Raw genomic sequence first — 12601 nt, forward strand, 5'->3', positions numbered from 1 at the left:
GGTGGCCCGCGTACGCAAAGGCCGGCACCCCCGAGGGGAGCGCCGGCCGTCGGTGTCCGTGCGGGCGGCGGCTACGCCTTCGGCGCCACCTTGCTCAGACCGTTGATGATGCGGTCCATCGCGTCACCGCCCGTCGGGTCGGTGAGGTTGGCGAGCAGCTTGAGGGTGAACTTCATCAGCACCGGGTGGGTCAGACCGCGCTGGGCGGCGATCTGCATGACCTTCGGATTGCCGATGAGCTTCACGAAGGCGCGGCCGAGCGTGTAGTAGCCGCCGTAGGTGTCCTTCAGGATGCGCGGGTAGCGGTGCAGGGCGAGTTCGCGCTGGCCGGGCGTGGCACGCGCGTGTGCCTGGACGATGACGTCGGCGGCGAGCTGCCCGGACTCCATGGCGTAGGCGATGCCCTCGCCGTTGAAGGGGTTCACCAGGCCGCCGGCGTCGCCGACGAGCAGCAGGCCCTTGGTGTAGTGCGGCTGGCGGTTGAAGGCCATGGGCAGGGCGGCGCCGCGGATCGGGCCGGTCATGTTGTCGGGGGTGTAGCCCCAGTCCTCCGGCATGGAGGCGCACCAGGCCTTGAGCACCTCGCGCCAGTCCAGCTCCTTGAAGGAGTCGGAGGTGTTGAGCACGCCCAGGCCGACGTTGGAGGTGCCGTCGCCCATGCCGAAGATCCAGCCGTAACCGGGCAGCAGCCGGTCCTGGGCGCTGCGGCGGTCCCACAGTTCCAGCCAGGACTCCAGGTAGTCGTCGTCGTGGCGGGGGCTTTCGAAGTACGTGCGGACCGCGACGCCCATGGGACGGTCCTCGCGGCGGTGCAGGCCCATCGCCAGGGACAGCCGGGTGGAGTTGCCGTCGGCGGCGACGACGAGCGGCGCGTGGAAGGTGACCTCGCGCTTCTCTTCGCCGAGCTTGGCGGTGACGCCGGTGATGCGGCCGGTGCGGTCGTCGACGACCGGACCGGAGACGTTGCAGCGCTCGAAGAGGCGGGCGCCCGCCTTCTGGGCCTGGCGGGCCAGCTGCTCGTCGAAGTCGTCGCGCTTGCGGACCAGGCCGTAGTCGGGGAAGGAGGCGAGATCCGGCCAGTCCAGCTGCAGCCGCGCCCCGCCGCCGATGATGCGCAGGCCCTTGTTGCGCAGCCAGCCGGCTTCCTCGGAGACGTCGATGCCCATCGCGACGAGCTGCTTCACGGCGCGCGGGGTGAGACCGTCACCGCACACCTTCTCCCGTGGGAAGGCGGTCTTCTCCAGCAGCAGCACGTCGAGGCCGGCCCGCGCCAGGTGGTACGCGGTCGTGGAGCCGGCCGGGCCCGCGCCCACGACGATCACATCGGCGGTGTTCTCGGAGAGCGGCTCGGTCACGACACTCACGGCGGGATCTCCCCAAGTTCGAAATCTGTGTGCCGACCGGCACGGGACATGGGCAGTCTATTCAGCGGCATGGATCAAACGGCTGAAGGGCTGCCCCGTGAACCGAACTCTCCCCGTGGTACGGCTGCGTGTCCCCACCGACGAGGACGCGGTGGCCTGGCACCGGGTCTTCGCACATCCGGACGTCATGGAGTTCCACGGCGGCAGACCGGCCGAGCTGTCCGTCTATGAGGAGCTCACCGCCCGCCAGCGCAGACACGACGCCGAACGCGGCTTCTGCCTGTGGACCATGGTCGACGACCAGGACCGGGTCATCGGCTTCACCGGCGCACAACCGTGGCCGCACGCGTGGGGACCGGCCGGCGAGATCGAGATCGGCTGGCGGCTGGGCCGGGACCACTGGGGCAAGGGGTACGTCACCGCGGCCGCGCTCATGACCCTGGAGCGGGTGCGCGCGGCGGGCGTGAACAACGTCGTCGCCCTGGTCGACGCGCACAACGCGCGCTCGATCGCGGTCACGCAACGGCTGGGGATGCGGCTGGCGGAGACGTTCGTGACGCCTGAGTCGGCGCGGAAGGGGCACTGCTACCGACTCGCACTGTAACCCTGAGTAACAGTTCACTACTGACGGCGACACAATGCTTCCGGTGGGCACCTCCGGGCGGTTACCCTGCCAGTACCGCTGGGGGTGACATCTGTGCCCATAACACCCAGAACACCGGAAGTCCGTGTGCCCAGGCTCGTCGGCCTGATGGCCATCGACGCCCGCGAGAGAGCCGCCGCGCACGGCGTGCTGCTCGCCGCTCCCGACCGGCCCGACTTCCGCCGGACCGTCGTGGACTACGTCGTACGGCAGTACCCGCCGCCCGGCGCGGAGGTGCCGCGCGGGGCGGCGGTCACCGTGTGGTTCGACCTGGGCGAGGGCGAGGGGGGCGGCGGAGCGGGCGTGCACGAGCCGCGCCTGCCGCACACGCCGTACGGCGGACTGCAGCGGGAGCTGGACGAGCCGGGGGATCCGTACGCGGTGATCGGGGCTGACGGGCCGCCCCTTCACCACCCGTGACCGCCGCGGAGGCCCCACCCCTGAAACCCCGGGAGCCCTCAGCTCTCCTTGAACCCCCGGTGCAGCGCCACCACGCCACCGGTCAGATTGCGCCAGGCCACCTTCGTCCAGCCGGCCTTGCGCAGGTGCTCGGCGAGGGCGGGCTGGTCGGGCCAGGCACGGATGGACTCGGCGAGGTAGACGTACGCGTCCGGGTTGGAGGACACCGTGCGGGCGACCGGCGGCAGCGCCCGCATCAGGTACTCGGTGTAGACGGTCCGGAACGGCGCCCACGTCGGGTGCGAGAACTCGCAGATGACGATCCGGCCGCCGGGCCGGGTCACCCGGTGCATCTCGCGCAGCGCCGTGTCGTAGTCCTGCACGTTGCGCAGACCGAAGGAGATCGTCACCGCGTCGAAGGTGTCGTCCTTGAAGGGCAGCTTCGTCGCGTCCCCGGCGGTGAAGGGCAGCCAGGAGCGCTTGCGCTTGCCGACCTGGAGCATGCCGAGGGAGAAGTCGCAGGGGACGACATAGGCCCCGGTCCGCGCGAACGGCAGCGAAGAGGTCGCCGTGCCGGCGGCCAGGTCCAGCACCTTCTGCGCGGGCCGGGCGTCGACCGCCTTGGCCACCTCCTTGCGCCAGCGGCGGTCCTGCCCCAGGGACAGCACGTCGTTGGTCAGGTCGTACCGGTCCGCCACGTCGTCGAACATCGAAGCGACTTCGTGCGGCTGCTTATCCAGGGATGCGCGGGTCACCGGACCATTGTGGCAGGGGGCCCCACGGGCGGGAGCGTCGGCTTGTGGCGCGCCGCCACGTCCTCCACCCATCCCCCGCACCCTGGGGATACTCAGCGGCGCCGGTACAGCAGGCGGCCCGCGAGGACGGTCGCCACGCAGGTGGCGGCGCCGCGTTCCGCCAGTTCCGTCTCGTCCCGTACGTCGAAGACGGCGAACCGGGCGGCCGAGCCGGCGTCCCGCTCGGGCGCGAACTCCACGGGCGCCCCGCAGGCGTACGGGTCGAGGGACGCACGCCCCTGCGGCCTGCCGGTGCGGCCCACCACGCCCAGCCCGGTGCGCCGCACCGCGTCCTGCACGGCACGGTTGCGCACCGGCCCGCAGGCCACCGCGACCGTGCCGTGCGCCAGCATGCGCTGCACTCCGCGCCGGGCGCTCGCCCCCCAGCGGGCGTCGTCCAGGGCGAGCATCGCCAGGGCGTCACCGGTCAGCGGCTCGGTGCCGAGCTCGTCGGCCTCGCGCGGGTCCGGGTGGTAGGCCTCCTCCAGCAGCTCGTTGCCGTACAGGTTGACCAGACCGGGGGTGAGGATGCCCGGCCACGCGCGCACGCGCGCCCGCGGATGCGCGGCGCGGACCTCCTCCAGGGGCCCGGCGGCGGTGACCCACTCGCCCTGCACGACCAGCGCGCGGCCCCGGGAGTCGGCGTGAAGCGTCAGCACCGCGGCGTCAGTTGGACGCGAGCAGCTTCAGCTCCGGGTGAGCCGTGCCGCCCTCGATCGCGGTGGAGGAGATGTGGGAGACCACGCGGTCGTCGACGGGGTCCTTCGCCGGGTCGTCGTGCACGACCAGGTGCTCGTACGTCGTCGAGCGCTGCGCCGGGACGCGGTCCGCCTTGCGGATCAGGTCGATGATCTCCATGCGGTTGGAGCGGTGCTTGGCGCCGGCGGAGGACACGACGTTCTCCTCCAACATGATCGAGCCGAGGTCGTCCGCGCCGTAGTGCAGGGAGAGCTGGCCGGCCTCCTTGCCGGTGGTCAGCCAGGAGCCCTGGATGTGGGCGACGTTGTCGAGGAAGAGGCGGGCGATCGCGATCATCCGCAGGTACTCGAAGAGCGTCGCCTGGGTGCGGCCCTTCAGATGGTTGTTCTCCGGCTGGTAGGTGTACGGGATGAACGCGCGGAAGCCGCCCGTGCGGTCCTGTACGTCGCGGATCATCCGCAGGTGCTCGATGCGCTCGGCGTTGGTCTCGCCGGTGCCCATCAGCATGGTGGACGTCGACTCCACGCCCAGCCGGTGCGCGGTCTCCATGATCTCCAGCCAGCGCTCGCCGGACTCCTTCAGCGGCGCGATCGCCTTGCGCGGCCGCTCCGGGAGCAGCTCGGCGCCGGCGCCCGCGAAGGAGTCGAGGCCCGCCTGGTGGATACGGGTGATGGCCTCCTCGACCGGCACACCGCTGATCCGGGCCATGTGCTCGACCTCGGACGCGCCCAGCGAGTGGATCACCAGCTGCGGGAACGCGTCCTTGATGGCCTTGAAGTGCGTCTCGTAGTACTCGACGCCGTAGTCCGGGTGGTGGCCGCCCTGGAACATGATCTGCGTGCCGCCCAGCTCCACGGTCTCCGCGCAGCGGCGCAGGATGTCGTCGAGGTCGCGGGTCCAGCCCTTGGCCGTGTCCTTGGGGGCGGCGTAGAAGGCGCAGAACTTGCACGCCGTGACGCACACGTTCGTGTAGTTGATGTTCCGCTCGATGATGTACGTCGCGATGTGCTCGGTGCCCGCGTACCGGCGGCGGCGCACGGCGTCGGCGGCGGCGCCGAGCGCGTGCAGCGGGGCGTCGCGGTAGAGGTCGAGCGCCTCCTCGGGCGTGATCCGTCCGCCCGCGGCGGCACGGTCGAGGACGGACTGGAGGTCGGCCTTCTCGGTCACCGGAGCGTCCCTTTCGTAAGGGGTGTAACGGACCGAACCAGCGTACGCCAGGGGGCTGACGCCGCTGACCTCAGGCCGTCCGCGATCCGCCGGGGATCCAAGTCACGCCGTGTACGCCCCCACCAGCACCCCCGCGAACGCCCCCGCGAGCAGGAACGGCCCGAACGCGATGGCCGTACGCCGCCCGGCGCCCCGCGCGACGACCAGGAAGCCGCCGTACAGCGCGCCGAACAGGAACCCGGTGAAGGTGCCGAGCAGCAGCGTCGGCCAGCCGTACCAGCCGAGGGCGGCGCCCGCGCCGAGCGCCAGCTTCACATCGCCGAAGGCCATGCCGGCCGGGTTGATCAGGAACAGCAGGAAGTAACCGCCGCCCAGCGCCAGGGCGCCGAGCAGGGCCGTCGTCCAGTGCCCGGCGTGCTCGGGCAGCAGCGCGGCCAGGCCCAGCAGCACGGCGGCGGCGCCCGCCAGCGGCAGGGTGAGCGGGTCGGGCAGCCGCTGCACCCGCAGGTCGACCACGGCGAGCAGGACACCGACGGGTGCGAGGAGCAGCCAGACGCCCAGCTCGGGCCGGGTGCCGGTGGCGGCGGCCAGGGCGGCGCACAGTACGGCGGTGACGACGGCCGGCCCCCGGGCGTGCGGGCCGTACGACGCCGTCGCGGGCGGACACGCGCGGCAGCGGGCCGGGCCGAGCCAGCCGCGGACCGGGTGCCCGTGCGGACAGGCGCGCCGCCAGCCCTCCTGCTCCTCGTCCTCCTGGGCGGAGGGCACGCAGAAGCGGTAGGCCGCCCGCGGAAGCAGGGCGCCCGCCACCGCGCCCCACAGTGCGGCGGCCAGGACGATCAGATCGCCCGGGTCGCTCATCCGACGGCCGCGGCGCCCTCGCGCCACGTCGGCAGCAGCTCGTCGAGGAGGGCCTCGGTGCGCGGCGGCAGACCGCGGGCCCCGCTGCGGGCGACGAGGTCGGCGGCGAGCACCGCGAGCCGCTCCGGGTCGCCGGTGGCGTGGGTGGCGCGCAGCAGCTCGTGCCACAGGCGCTCGTCGTCGGGGGCGGTCTTCAGCGCGGCGTTCAGCGCCTCGATGGCCCGCTCGGCGCGGTCCTTCTCCAGGTGGAACTCCGACAGCGCGAGCCCGATGTCGGCGACCAGCAGCGGCAGCTGGGCGTCCACGATCTCGTGGGTGAGCCAGCGGTAGCGGCCGGCGGGCCGGTCGGCAAGCAGCGGCCCGCGCACCAGGACGAGCGCGTCGGTGAGCAGCCGCCCGCGCACGGCGCGGCTGTCGACGCCCCGCCCCTGCGTGGCCTCGTGGTACAGGGAGCGCAGCACGTCCAGGTCGGAGACGACCGACTTGGCGAGGACGAGCCGGCCGGTGGCGTCGGTGGTCAGCCGCGGTGTGCCGTCCGGGTCGGCGCCGAGCCAGGCGCGCAGCCGCTCCAGCAGCGCCTCGCGCACGTCGTCGGTGACGCCGCGCGGCCACAGCGCGGAGGACAGCACGCGCGGGTGCACACCCTCGCGGTGCAACAGCAGCAGGGCGAGCGCCTCGTGCAGCAGCGCGCTGCGCTCGTCGTCGGGCGCCTCCAGGCCGATGATCTCGTACGACCCGACGAGGCGGGCGTAGACCGCGGGGCGGCCCTGCTCGCTGATGTCGACGAGGAACGGCGGGGTGGTCGTCGGTCCGTCCGGGCCGCGGTGCTCGGGGTCGGCCTTGACGAACAGCTCGACGACGGCCTGCCGCAGGGCGGCGGGCAGCATCTGCGCGTCCAGTTCCAGGCCGAGCAGCGGGGCGCGCAGCTTGCCGTCACCGGAGATCTCCATCTCCCAGGCGGCGCCGGGCAGTTCACCGCCCTCACTGCCGACGAGGTAGCCGATGCCGAGGCGGCTGGCGTCGGCGGCCAGCTCGGCGAGCCGGCGGGCGTCCTCGGCGGAGGGCTGCGCGGCGAGCAGGACGAGGTGCGGCGCCCAGCGGGCGTGCTGCGCGGGACCGGTACGGCCGGTCAGCACCGAGTCGTGCCCGGCGGCACCCAGGGCGCCGCGCCGCTGCCGGGTCTCGGCCTCCATGGTCTCCAGCAGGGCCTCGATGCCGTCGAGGTGACGCAGCCGGTTGGGGGCGAGCGCGGTGAGGTCCTCGCCGAACCCGACGAGGGTGATGGTCATGCGGTCCGACCAGCCGTTGGTGGCCAGTTCGGCGGCGACGGAGGCGAAGACGGCGTCCCGGTCGGCCTCCCGGCCGCTCAGCGAGACGATGCCGGGCACGGCCTCCAGGTTGAGCAGGAGACGGGAGTCGTCCATGGTGCCGAGGCTGACCAGGCCCGGGTAGGGCGCGGCCGTGTCGCTGTCGCCGTAGGAGCGGGCGTCGCTGCCCGCCAGCACCCAGAAGGTCTGATCCTGACCGAGCTGCCACGGCGCGGGCGGCTTGCCGGAGGGCTGGGCGAGCTGCAGGTGCAGTTCGCCGCCGGTCAGCCAGGCCGCGTAGACGACCGGCAGCGGCCGCGACTCGGCGGCGAGGGCGGCGGCGAGGCCGCGCAGCGAGCGGTCGAGGAGGCGTACGCCCTCGGGGTCGGCGCCGACGAGCAGCGCGTCCTGTGCGTCGAGCGCGTCGCCGCTCGGCGTGGGCGGCTCCATGCCGCGCCCGCGCACCGTGCTGATCGCCGACTGCCACAGCGCCTGCCGGCGGCGCCGGCCGAGGGCGCCGAGCAGACCGGCGGCGAGGAGGGGGGCGCCGAGGAGGGCCTGGCCGAGCCGGAAGGAGGAGTCGTCGGCGGCCTGCTGCCGCTGGTCGTGCTGGGGAGCGTGCTGGTGCTGGTCGGGCGCGGGGCGCTGCTCGGGCACGGAGACGTGGCCGCCGCCACCGTGGGCGCCGCCCTGCGCGCCGCCGCCCTGAGCGCCGCCGCCCTGAGCGCCGCCGCCCTGGGCGTGGTCGCCGCCCTGGGCGTGATGGCCGCTCTTGGCGTAGTCGTGGATCTGGTGCTGGATCTCGGGCGAGACCTGGGCGGCGTCGTCGGGCATCTCGACGAGGTCGCCGCCGCGGGCGTCGCCGGGCATCTCCATGATCCAGCCGGGCCGGATGAGACTGGCCTCGGACAGCCGGGAGCCGTCGGGCTGGATCCGGTCCTTGTTCAGCTCGTAGATCTCCTTGTACCGGCGGCCGTCACCGAGGTGGCGCTGGGCGATCTCCCACAGGGAGTCGTGGTGGCGGCCCTCCGGCGGCTGGATCCGGTAGTACTTCGTGTCCCCGTGCTTGGCCTGGCTGTCGGCACGCGCGTGTGAGGCCTGCTCGGCGATCGCGGAGGCCGCGTCGGCGGTCTGCTCCTGCGTCTGCGCGAACAGTCCCGGCGTCTGCTGGGCGGCGGCGACGGCCGGCTTCTGGTTGCCCTCCAGGCTGTGCCCCAGCTGCGACAGCCCCGGCGTGAGGCTGGCGGCGGTGGCGCCGACGAGCAACAGCGCGGCGACGAGCTGCCGCGCGAGCAGCTGGCTCGGCCCGGCACCGGGCACCCGCCCCGGCACGCCGACCCCCGACACCGCGGCCTTGACCTCGACGAGCACACACGCGGTGAACTGCGCCCACGCGAGCCAGACGACGACGGTGAGGATATGCAGGAACGTCTGGACGGTGATCTCCTGCTGCAGCCAGTCCAGGCTGGGCACACCGCTGGGCAGCGGCCAGCCGACCTGTGAGGCCAGCGCGAGGGGAACCCCGACGACGAGCGCGACGAGGGCGACAAAGGCGAAGAACGCCTTCACGAAGTCCCCGAAAGAGCGCCGCCGCACCCGCACCGGCTGCGGAGTCCGGTTCCGCGGGCCCGTCGAATTGCCCGAGCTTCCCGTCGAGCTGGAAGTCCTGCGTCGCGCCATGGCGGATGTCCTGGGGTCGAGTGTGGAGGGGTGGTCTGGTGCGTGGGGGTGGGTGGTTCGAGCCTACAGAGATCTTATGGACTGGGACCGACAGCACGAGGGACCGGGACGGAACCGGAACAGAGGCCGGGGCATTGCTCATACGACGCCGGATAAGCCGGAGTTGTCCGTCCACGGCGCTCACGACTCCTATGCCAGATGCGGCTGGGCGTAGACGAGTACGGGCATCTGGGGTGCGAAAGCGTCCACCGCGGCCTGGAGCCGCTCCGGGTCGAGCCGCCAGAGGTGGACGGGACGGCTCGCCAGAAACAGCTCGTGGTCGACATGCGGGGCCAGCCTCGCGGTCGCCTCCGGACCGAGATGGCTGTTCATCCCGGGCAGAGCGGGTGATCCGGGCTTGCGTTGCACCCCGATGTGGTTGATCACGTTTCCCGCGGTGCGCAGGTGCCACACCACGAGGGACGTGATGTCGTGCCAGGGGACGAAGGCGAGCTGACGCCGGTACCGCGCGGGAGCACCTCCCAGCAGCACTCCCTCACCGTCGACGCGGAAGGCGACGAGCTTCTTCCATCCCATGCCACTGAACAACTGCAACGGAGTCCGCAGGAAGTGCGCTTCGTAGACGGGTGAGTTCGGATCGGTCATCGAGAACCTTCGGTCGCGCGGCAGTGATGTCGCGTCGGTGGGAGGTGCTGAACGGCCACGCCTCCACCGATGGAAGCAGTGGTTCGAGGGCCGGCGTCGTGAGCCGCCGGCCCGCTGCCCGCTACCGGGCGCCGACGGCTCTGCCCAGGGCCGTCAGGAACGCCGTGCGGTCGCGGGTGGCGATGGTCAGGGCCTCGCCGCGGCGGGTGGTGAGGACCACGCTGTCCATCCCCATGGGCACGCTCCAACCGCCCCCGACCAGACGGGCCTCGACGGGCGCGTTGGTGTTCAGCGACGTCGCGTAACGCTGCGGGGCCGTGGGCACCGCCTGCCGGGACGCCGCGTGCACACCGGCCGGGTCGAGGTCCGCGAGGGGGATGCGCTCCCGGCCGACGCGCAGGGTCTGCGCGTCGATCCGGATGCGGTTGAAGAAGTACTTCGACAGCGGTACGGCGTTGAACGGCACCCAGATCAGCACCAGGAACATCGCCGACAGCCCGAGCCACAGGCCGATGTCGTCGGGCAGGCTGCCCGCGCCCATGGCGGCGATACCGACCAGGTAGAGCACGGTGGTGATCGCCAGCCAGGTCTTGGGGATCTTCTCTTCGTACAGCATGGGTTCCTTCCAGCCCTGCTCGCTCAGCGGTTCACCGACTGGATCTCCCGCACGGTCACGTTCTGCGTGGCGCCGAAGGTGCCGTCGGGAAGCCGGTCGCCCTCACCGGTGGTGCTGGTCCAGGTGATCTTCCAGGTGACCGTGGCCTTCAGGGCGTAGGAGCCGTTCGCGCCGGTCGAGCGGAGGTAGCGGACGCCGCAGGGCGGGGTCTGGTTCGCCTTGCCCTTGGCGTACGGCTCGCCGATGGAGCCGCCGGTGAACGTGCAGTCACCGGAGGCCGGGAAGGTCTCGGCGTCGCTCGTACCCGGGTCGATGTGCAGGGAGACCGGTTCGGCGGTGGTGGTCGCCGACAGGCCCGTGCCGGGCAGGCTGGCGGTGACGGACACCTTGTGGAAGTCGGCCTTGTCCAGCCAGATCCAGGTCGGCAGATTCACCGTCGACGTCCCGGCGGGCGCCATGTTGACCTTGGTCTCCGGGATGGGCAGCTCGTCGTAGGCGTACTCGGCGAGGACCTTGGCGTTCACGGCGAGGGGTTCCGACGGAGTCTTGCCGTTGTCCACCCAGAAGGGCATCTTGTCGCAGGCGCTGGCCTCGGGATCGTCCTTGCGGTTCGGATTGACGACGGCGGCCCAGAACATACCCTCGCCCTGCTTGTCGAGGTTGTAGTCCTTGTAGGGGTGGCCGTCCTTGTAATACAGGTCCAGCATGTCGCCGACCACGCTGCCGATCCCGAAGAAGGTGAACGAGCGCCAGGTCTTGACGTCCGCCTCGATCTCCTTGGGCGAGAAGGCCGGCTCGTACCAACAGGCAGGCGGCGTCCAGTTGGAGTCCGTCGAAGTCAGCGAGCCGGTCTTGCTGCCCCCGCTGCCACCGTTGACGGTGGTCTGGATCTTGGTCTCCACGGTGATCTTGTTACCGCTGCGGTTGCCGTTCGCGGTGCCGAGGCTGGTTCCACCATGCGTTTTGTCTCCGGCGTACGACACCGCCGGGATCAGAGCCAACGGGACTGCGAGGAACGCGGCGATGCGGATTCGTGTCTTGGTACGGCTCACGGCTGGCACTTCTTGGCCCCTCGCTCCGACGTAACGTTCACGGTCTGCCAAACGCCCTGGGCGTTCTTCTGCATGCGCGCGCTGTAGGCGACGTAGTCGTCCGCGTCACCCGGCGACATGGTGATCTTCTTCGTCTTGCGGTCCTTGCTGTAGGACTTCGTCTCGTCGCTGCAGTACGTCATCGTGGCCGCAGTCGCGCCCTTCAGCGTGACCTCGCGGTTGTAATACCGGGTTTCTCCCGTCCACGTTGTCCCCGAGTCGTAGAAGGACTGGATGTACGAGGCGGCAGAGATCAGCGCGTTGCCCTTGTTGTAGAACTTCAGGGCCGGGTGGTCCTTGGCGTCGACGGTGACGGCCTCGTCGATCGAGTTGATCATCCGTTCGTTGTCCGCAAGGACGGCGTCCTTGACGGGATCACCGGTCGCACCGCCCTCGAAAACGTTCTTTACATCGCTCGGCAGCTTGATCGCCGGCCGGTCGATCCCGTCCGCGCTCGCCGAAGGCGACGGTGACGCGCTCGCCGACGCCCCCGTGTCCACGCCTGCGATCTTGTCGTTGTCGCCGGAGTCCGAGCCGCCGCCGCAGGCGGACAGCAGCAGGACCGCCGCCGTCGTCGTCAGGGCAGCCGCTGCCGCCGTGGTGCGTGTGCGCATGGGGTTGTACCTCCGTAGGGGTTCGCGCAGGGAAGAGCAAGGGGAGCCCACCGGACGATGCATCACATGCACCTCTTCGCCGACCCGGTGGAGGACACGCTCGTCGTCTGCCACACGCTTCGGCCGTCGCGCTCCAACCTGGTGACGTAGTTGGCGTAATCACTGGCCGACCCCTTGATGGAGCGGTCCACCGCGCCTGTCTTCCGGTCCTTCGGGTAGGTCTGTGTCCCGTCCTCACAGTAGGTGACCTGGGCGGCGCCGTCCGCGAGCAGCTTCACCTCGCGGTCGTAGTAGCGCGCCTTGCCGACGTAGCTGCGGTCCCTGTCGTAGAACGACTTGACGAACAGGGCGGCCGACGCGAGAGCGTCACCCTTGGAGTAGAACCTCAGAGCCGGGTGTTCCTTGGCCTCCACGGTGATCGCCTCTGTGATCGAGCTGATGCGCTGGGCGTTGTCCGCCAGGACGGCGTCCTCGGTCGGGTCACCGGTCGTGCCGCCTTCGAAGACGTCCTGTACATCGCTCGGCAGCTTGATCTCCGGCCGGTTGATGCGGTCACCGGCGGGCGCTGCCGTGGACGTCGCAGCGGCGGTCGCGTCCGGGCTGCGGGGCTCGACCTGCGGCCCCTGGGAATCCGAGCCGCCGCAGGCGGTGAGCAGCAGGGCCGCCACCGTGGGGAGAACGGCTGCGGCCGTCGTTCGTGAGCGCATGAGGGTGAGACTCC

At 71.5% G+C, this 12601-nt stretch carries 13 protein-coding genes; 2 read left to right on the forward strand and 11 right to left on the reverse strand.

Features of this window, described 5'->3' with window-relative positions; translation table 11 throughout:
• Positions 1 to 71: 71 nt before the first annotated feature.
• Complete coding sequence (locus AB0J12_RS31570) at positions 72 to 1364, reverse strand: geranylgeranyl reductase family protein (RefSeq protein WP_363267985.1); 1293 nt, start codon at positions 1362 to 1364, stop codon at positions 72 to 74.
• A 97-nt stretch (positions 1365 to 1461) separates the two neighbouring features.
• Here AB0J12_RS31570 and AB0J12_RS31575 point away from each other — a divergent pair, with 97 nt between their 5' ends.
• Together AB0J12_RS31575 and AB0J12_RS31580 are read left to right on the forward strand one after the other, a co-directional pair.
• Entirely contained in the window at positions 1462 to 1968 is a 507-nt protein-coding gene (locus AB0J12_RS31575) for a GNAT family N-acetyltransferase (RefSeq protein ID WP_363267986.1), read from the forward strand.
• 93 nt (positions 1969 to 2061) lie between these two features.
• Positions 2062 to 2427 (forward strand): PASTA domain-containing protein, encoded by a 366-nt coding sequence (locus AB0J12_RS31580; RefSeq protein ID WP_363267987.1) that lies wholly within the window; start codon positions 2062 to 2064, stop codon positions 2425 to 2427.
• A gap of 38 nt (positions 2428 to 2465) precedes the next feature.
• Here the strand turns inward: AB0J12_RS31580 and AB0J12_RS31585 are convergent, their stop codons facing one another.
• From AB0J12_RS31585 to AB0J12_RS31630, 10 genes are all read right to left on the reverse strand, one after another.
• Positions 2466 to 3161, reverse strand: coding sequence for a demethylmenaquinone methyltransferase (locus AB0J12_RS31585; RefSeq protein WP_363267988.1), 696 nt, complete (start codon positions 3159 to 3161; stop codon positions 2466 to 2468).
• Between the two features lie 92 nt (positions 3162 to 3253).
• Positions 3254 to 3859 carry a hypothetical protein gene (locus AB0J12_RS31590; protein WP_363267989.1) on the reverse strand — a complete coding sequence of 202 codons (606 nt, stop codon included), beginning with the start codon at positions 3857 to 3859 and terminating at the stop codon, positions 3254 to 3256.
• Positions 3860 to 3866: 7 nt separating this feature from the next.
• Positions 3867 to 5066 (reverse strand): cyclic dehypoxanthinyl futalosine synthase, encoded by a 1200-nt coding sequence (gene mqnC / locus AB0J12_RS31595; protein ID WP_363267990.1) that lies wholly within the window; start codon positions 5064 to 5066, stop codon positions 3867 to 3869.
• Positions 5067 to 5168: 102 nt separating this feature from the next.
• Positions 5169 to 5927, reverse strand: a complete 759-nt coding sequence (locus AB0J12_RS31600; protein WP_363267991.1) for an A24 family peptidase — start codon at positions 5925 to 5927, stop codon at positions 5169 to 5171.
• Positions 5924 to 8914, reverse strand: coding sequence for a BTAD domain-containing putative transcriptional regulator (locus AB0J12_RS31605; RefSeq protein WP_363267992.1), 2991 nt, complete (start codon positions 8912 to 8914; stop codon positions 5924 to 5926). The genes AB0J12_RS31600 and AB0J12_RS31605 overlap by 4 nt, the downstream gene beginning before the upstream one ends.
• A 189-nt stretch (positions 8915 to 9103) precedes the next feature.
• Positions 9104 to 9559: a hypothetical protein gene (locus AB0J12_RS31610; RefSeq protein ID WP_363267993.1), complete on the reverse strand. Its 456-nt coding sequence runs from the start codon at positions 9557 to 9559 to the stop codon at positions 9104 to 9106.
• 121 nt (positions 9560 to 9680) lie between these two features.
• Entirely contained in the window at positions 9681 to 10175 is a 495-nt protein-coding gene (locus AB0J12_RS31615; protein ID WP_363267994.1) for a hypothetical protein, read from the reverse strand.
• A gap of 23 nt (positions 10176 to 10198) precedes the next feature.
• Entirely contained in the window at positions 10199 to 11227 is a 1029-nt protein-coding gene (locus AB0J12_RS31620) for a hypothetical protein (protein ID WP_363267995.1), read from the reverse strand.
• Entirely contained in the window at positions 11224 to 11880 is a 657-nt protein-coding gene (locus AB0J12_RS31625) for a hypothetical protein (protein WP_363267996.1), read from the reverse strand. The genes AB0J12_RS31620 and AB0J12_RS31625 overlap by 4 nt, the downstream gene beginning before the upstream one ends.
• A gap of 62 nt (positions 11881 to 11942) precedes the next feature.
• Positions 11943 to 12587 carry a hypothetical protein gene (locus AB0J12_RS31630; RefSeq protein ID WP_363267997.1) on the reverse strand — a complete coding sequence of 215 codons (645 nt, stop codon included), beginning with the start codon at positions 12585 to 12587 and terminating at the stop codon, positions 11943 to 11945.
• Between the last annotated feature and the right edge of the window lie 14 nt (positions 12588 to 12601).

Source organism: Streptomyces sp. NPDC049915 (genome assembly GCF_040656475.1).
In the GTDB taxonomy this organism is placed as follows: Bacteria; Actinomycetota; Actinomycetes; order Streptomycetales; family Streptomycetaceae; genus Streptomyces.

Excerpts from the sequence above, each read along its gene's own strand:
- AB0J12_RS31600 (WP_363267991.1), bottom strand. The coding sequence starts at position 5,927 with ATGAGCGACCCGGGCGATCTGATCGTCCTGGCCGCCGCACTGTGGGGC.
- AB0J12_RS31605 (WP_363267992.1), bottom strand. The coding sequence starts at position 8,914 with ATGGCGCGACGCAGGACTTCCAGCTCGACGGGAAGCTCGGGCAATTCG.
- AB0J12_RS31610 (WP_363267993.1), bottom strand. The coding sequence starts at position 9,559 with ATGACCGATCCGAACTCACCCGTCTACGAAGCGCACTTCCTGCGGACT.
- AB0J12_RS31615 (WP_363267994.1), bottom strand. The coding sequence starts at position 10,175 with ATGCTGTACGAAGAGAAGATCCCCAAGACCTGGCTGGCGATCACCACC.
- AB0J12_RS31625 (WP_363267996.1), bottom strand. The coding sequence starts at position 11,880 with ATGCGCACACGCACCACGGCGGCAGCGGCTGCCCTGACGACGACGGCG.
- AB0J12_RS31630 (WP_363267997.1), bottom strand. The coding sequence starts at position 12,587 with ATGCGCTCACGAACGACGGCCGCAGCCGTTCTCCCCACGGTGGCGGCC.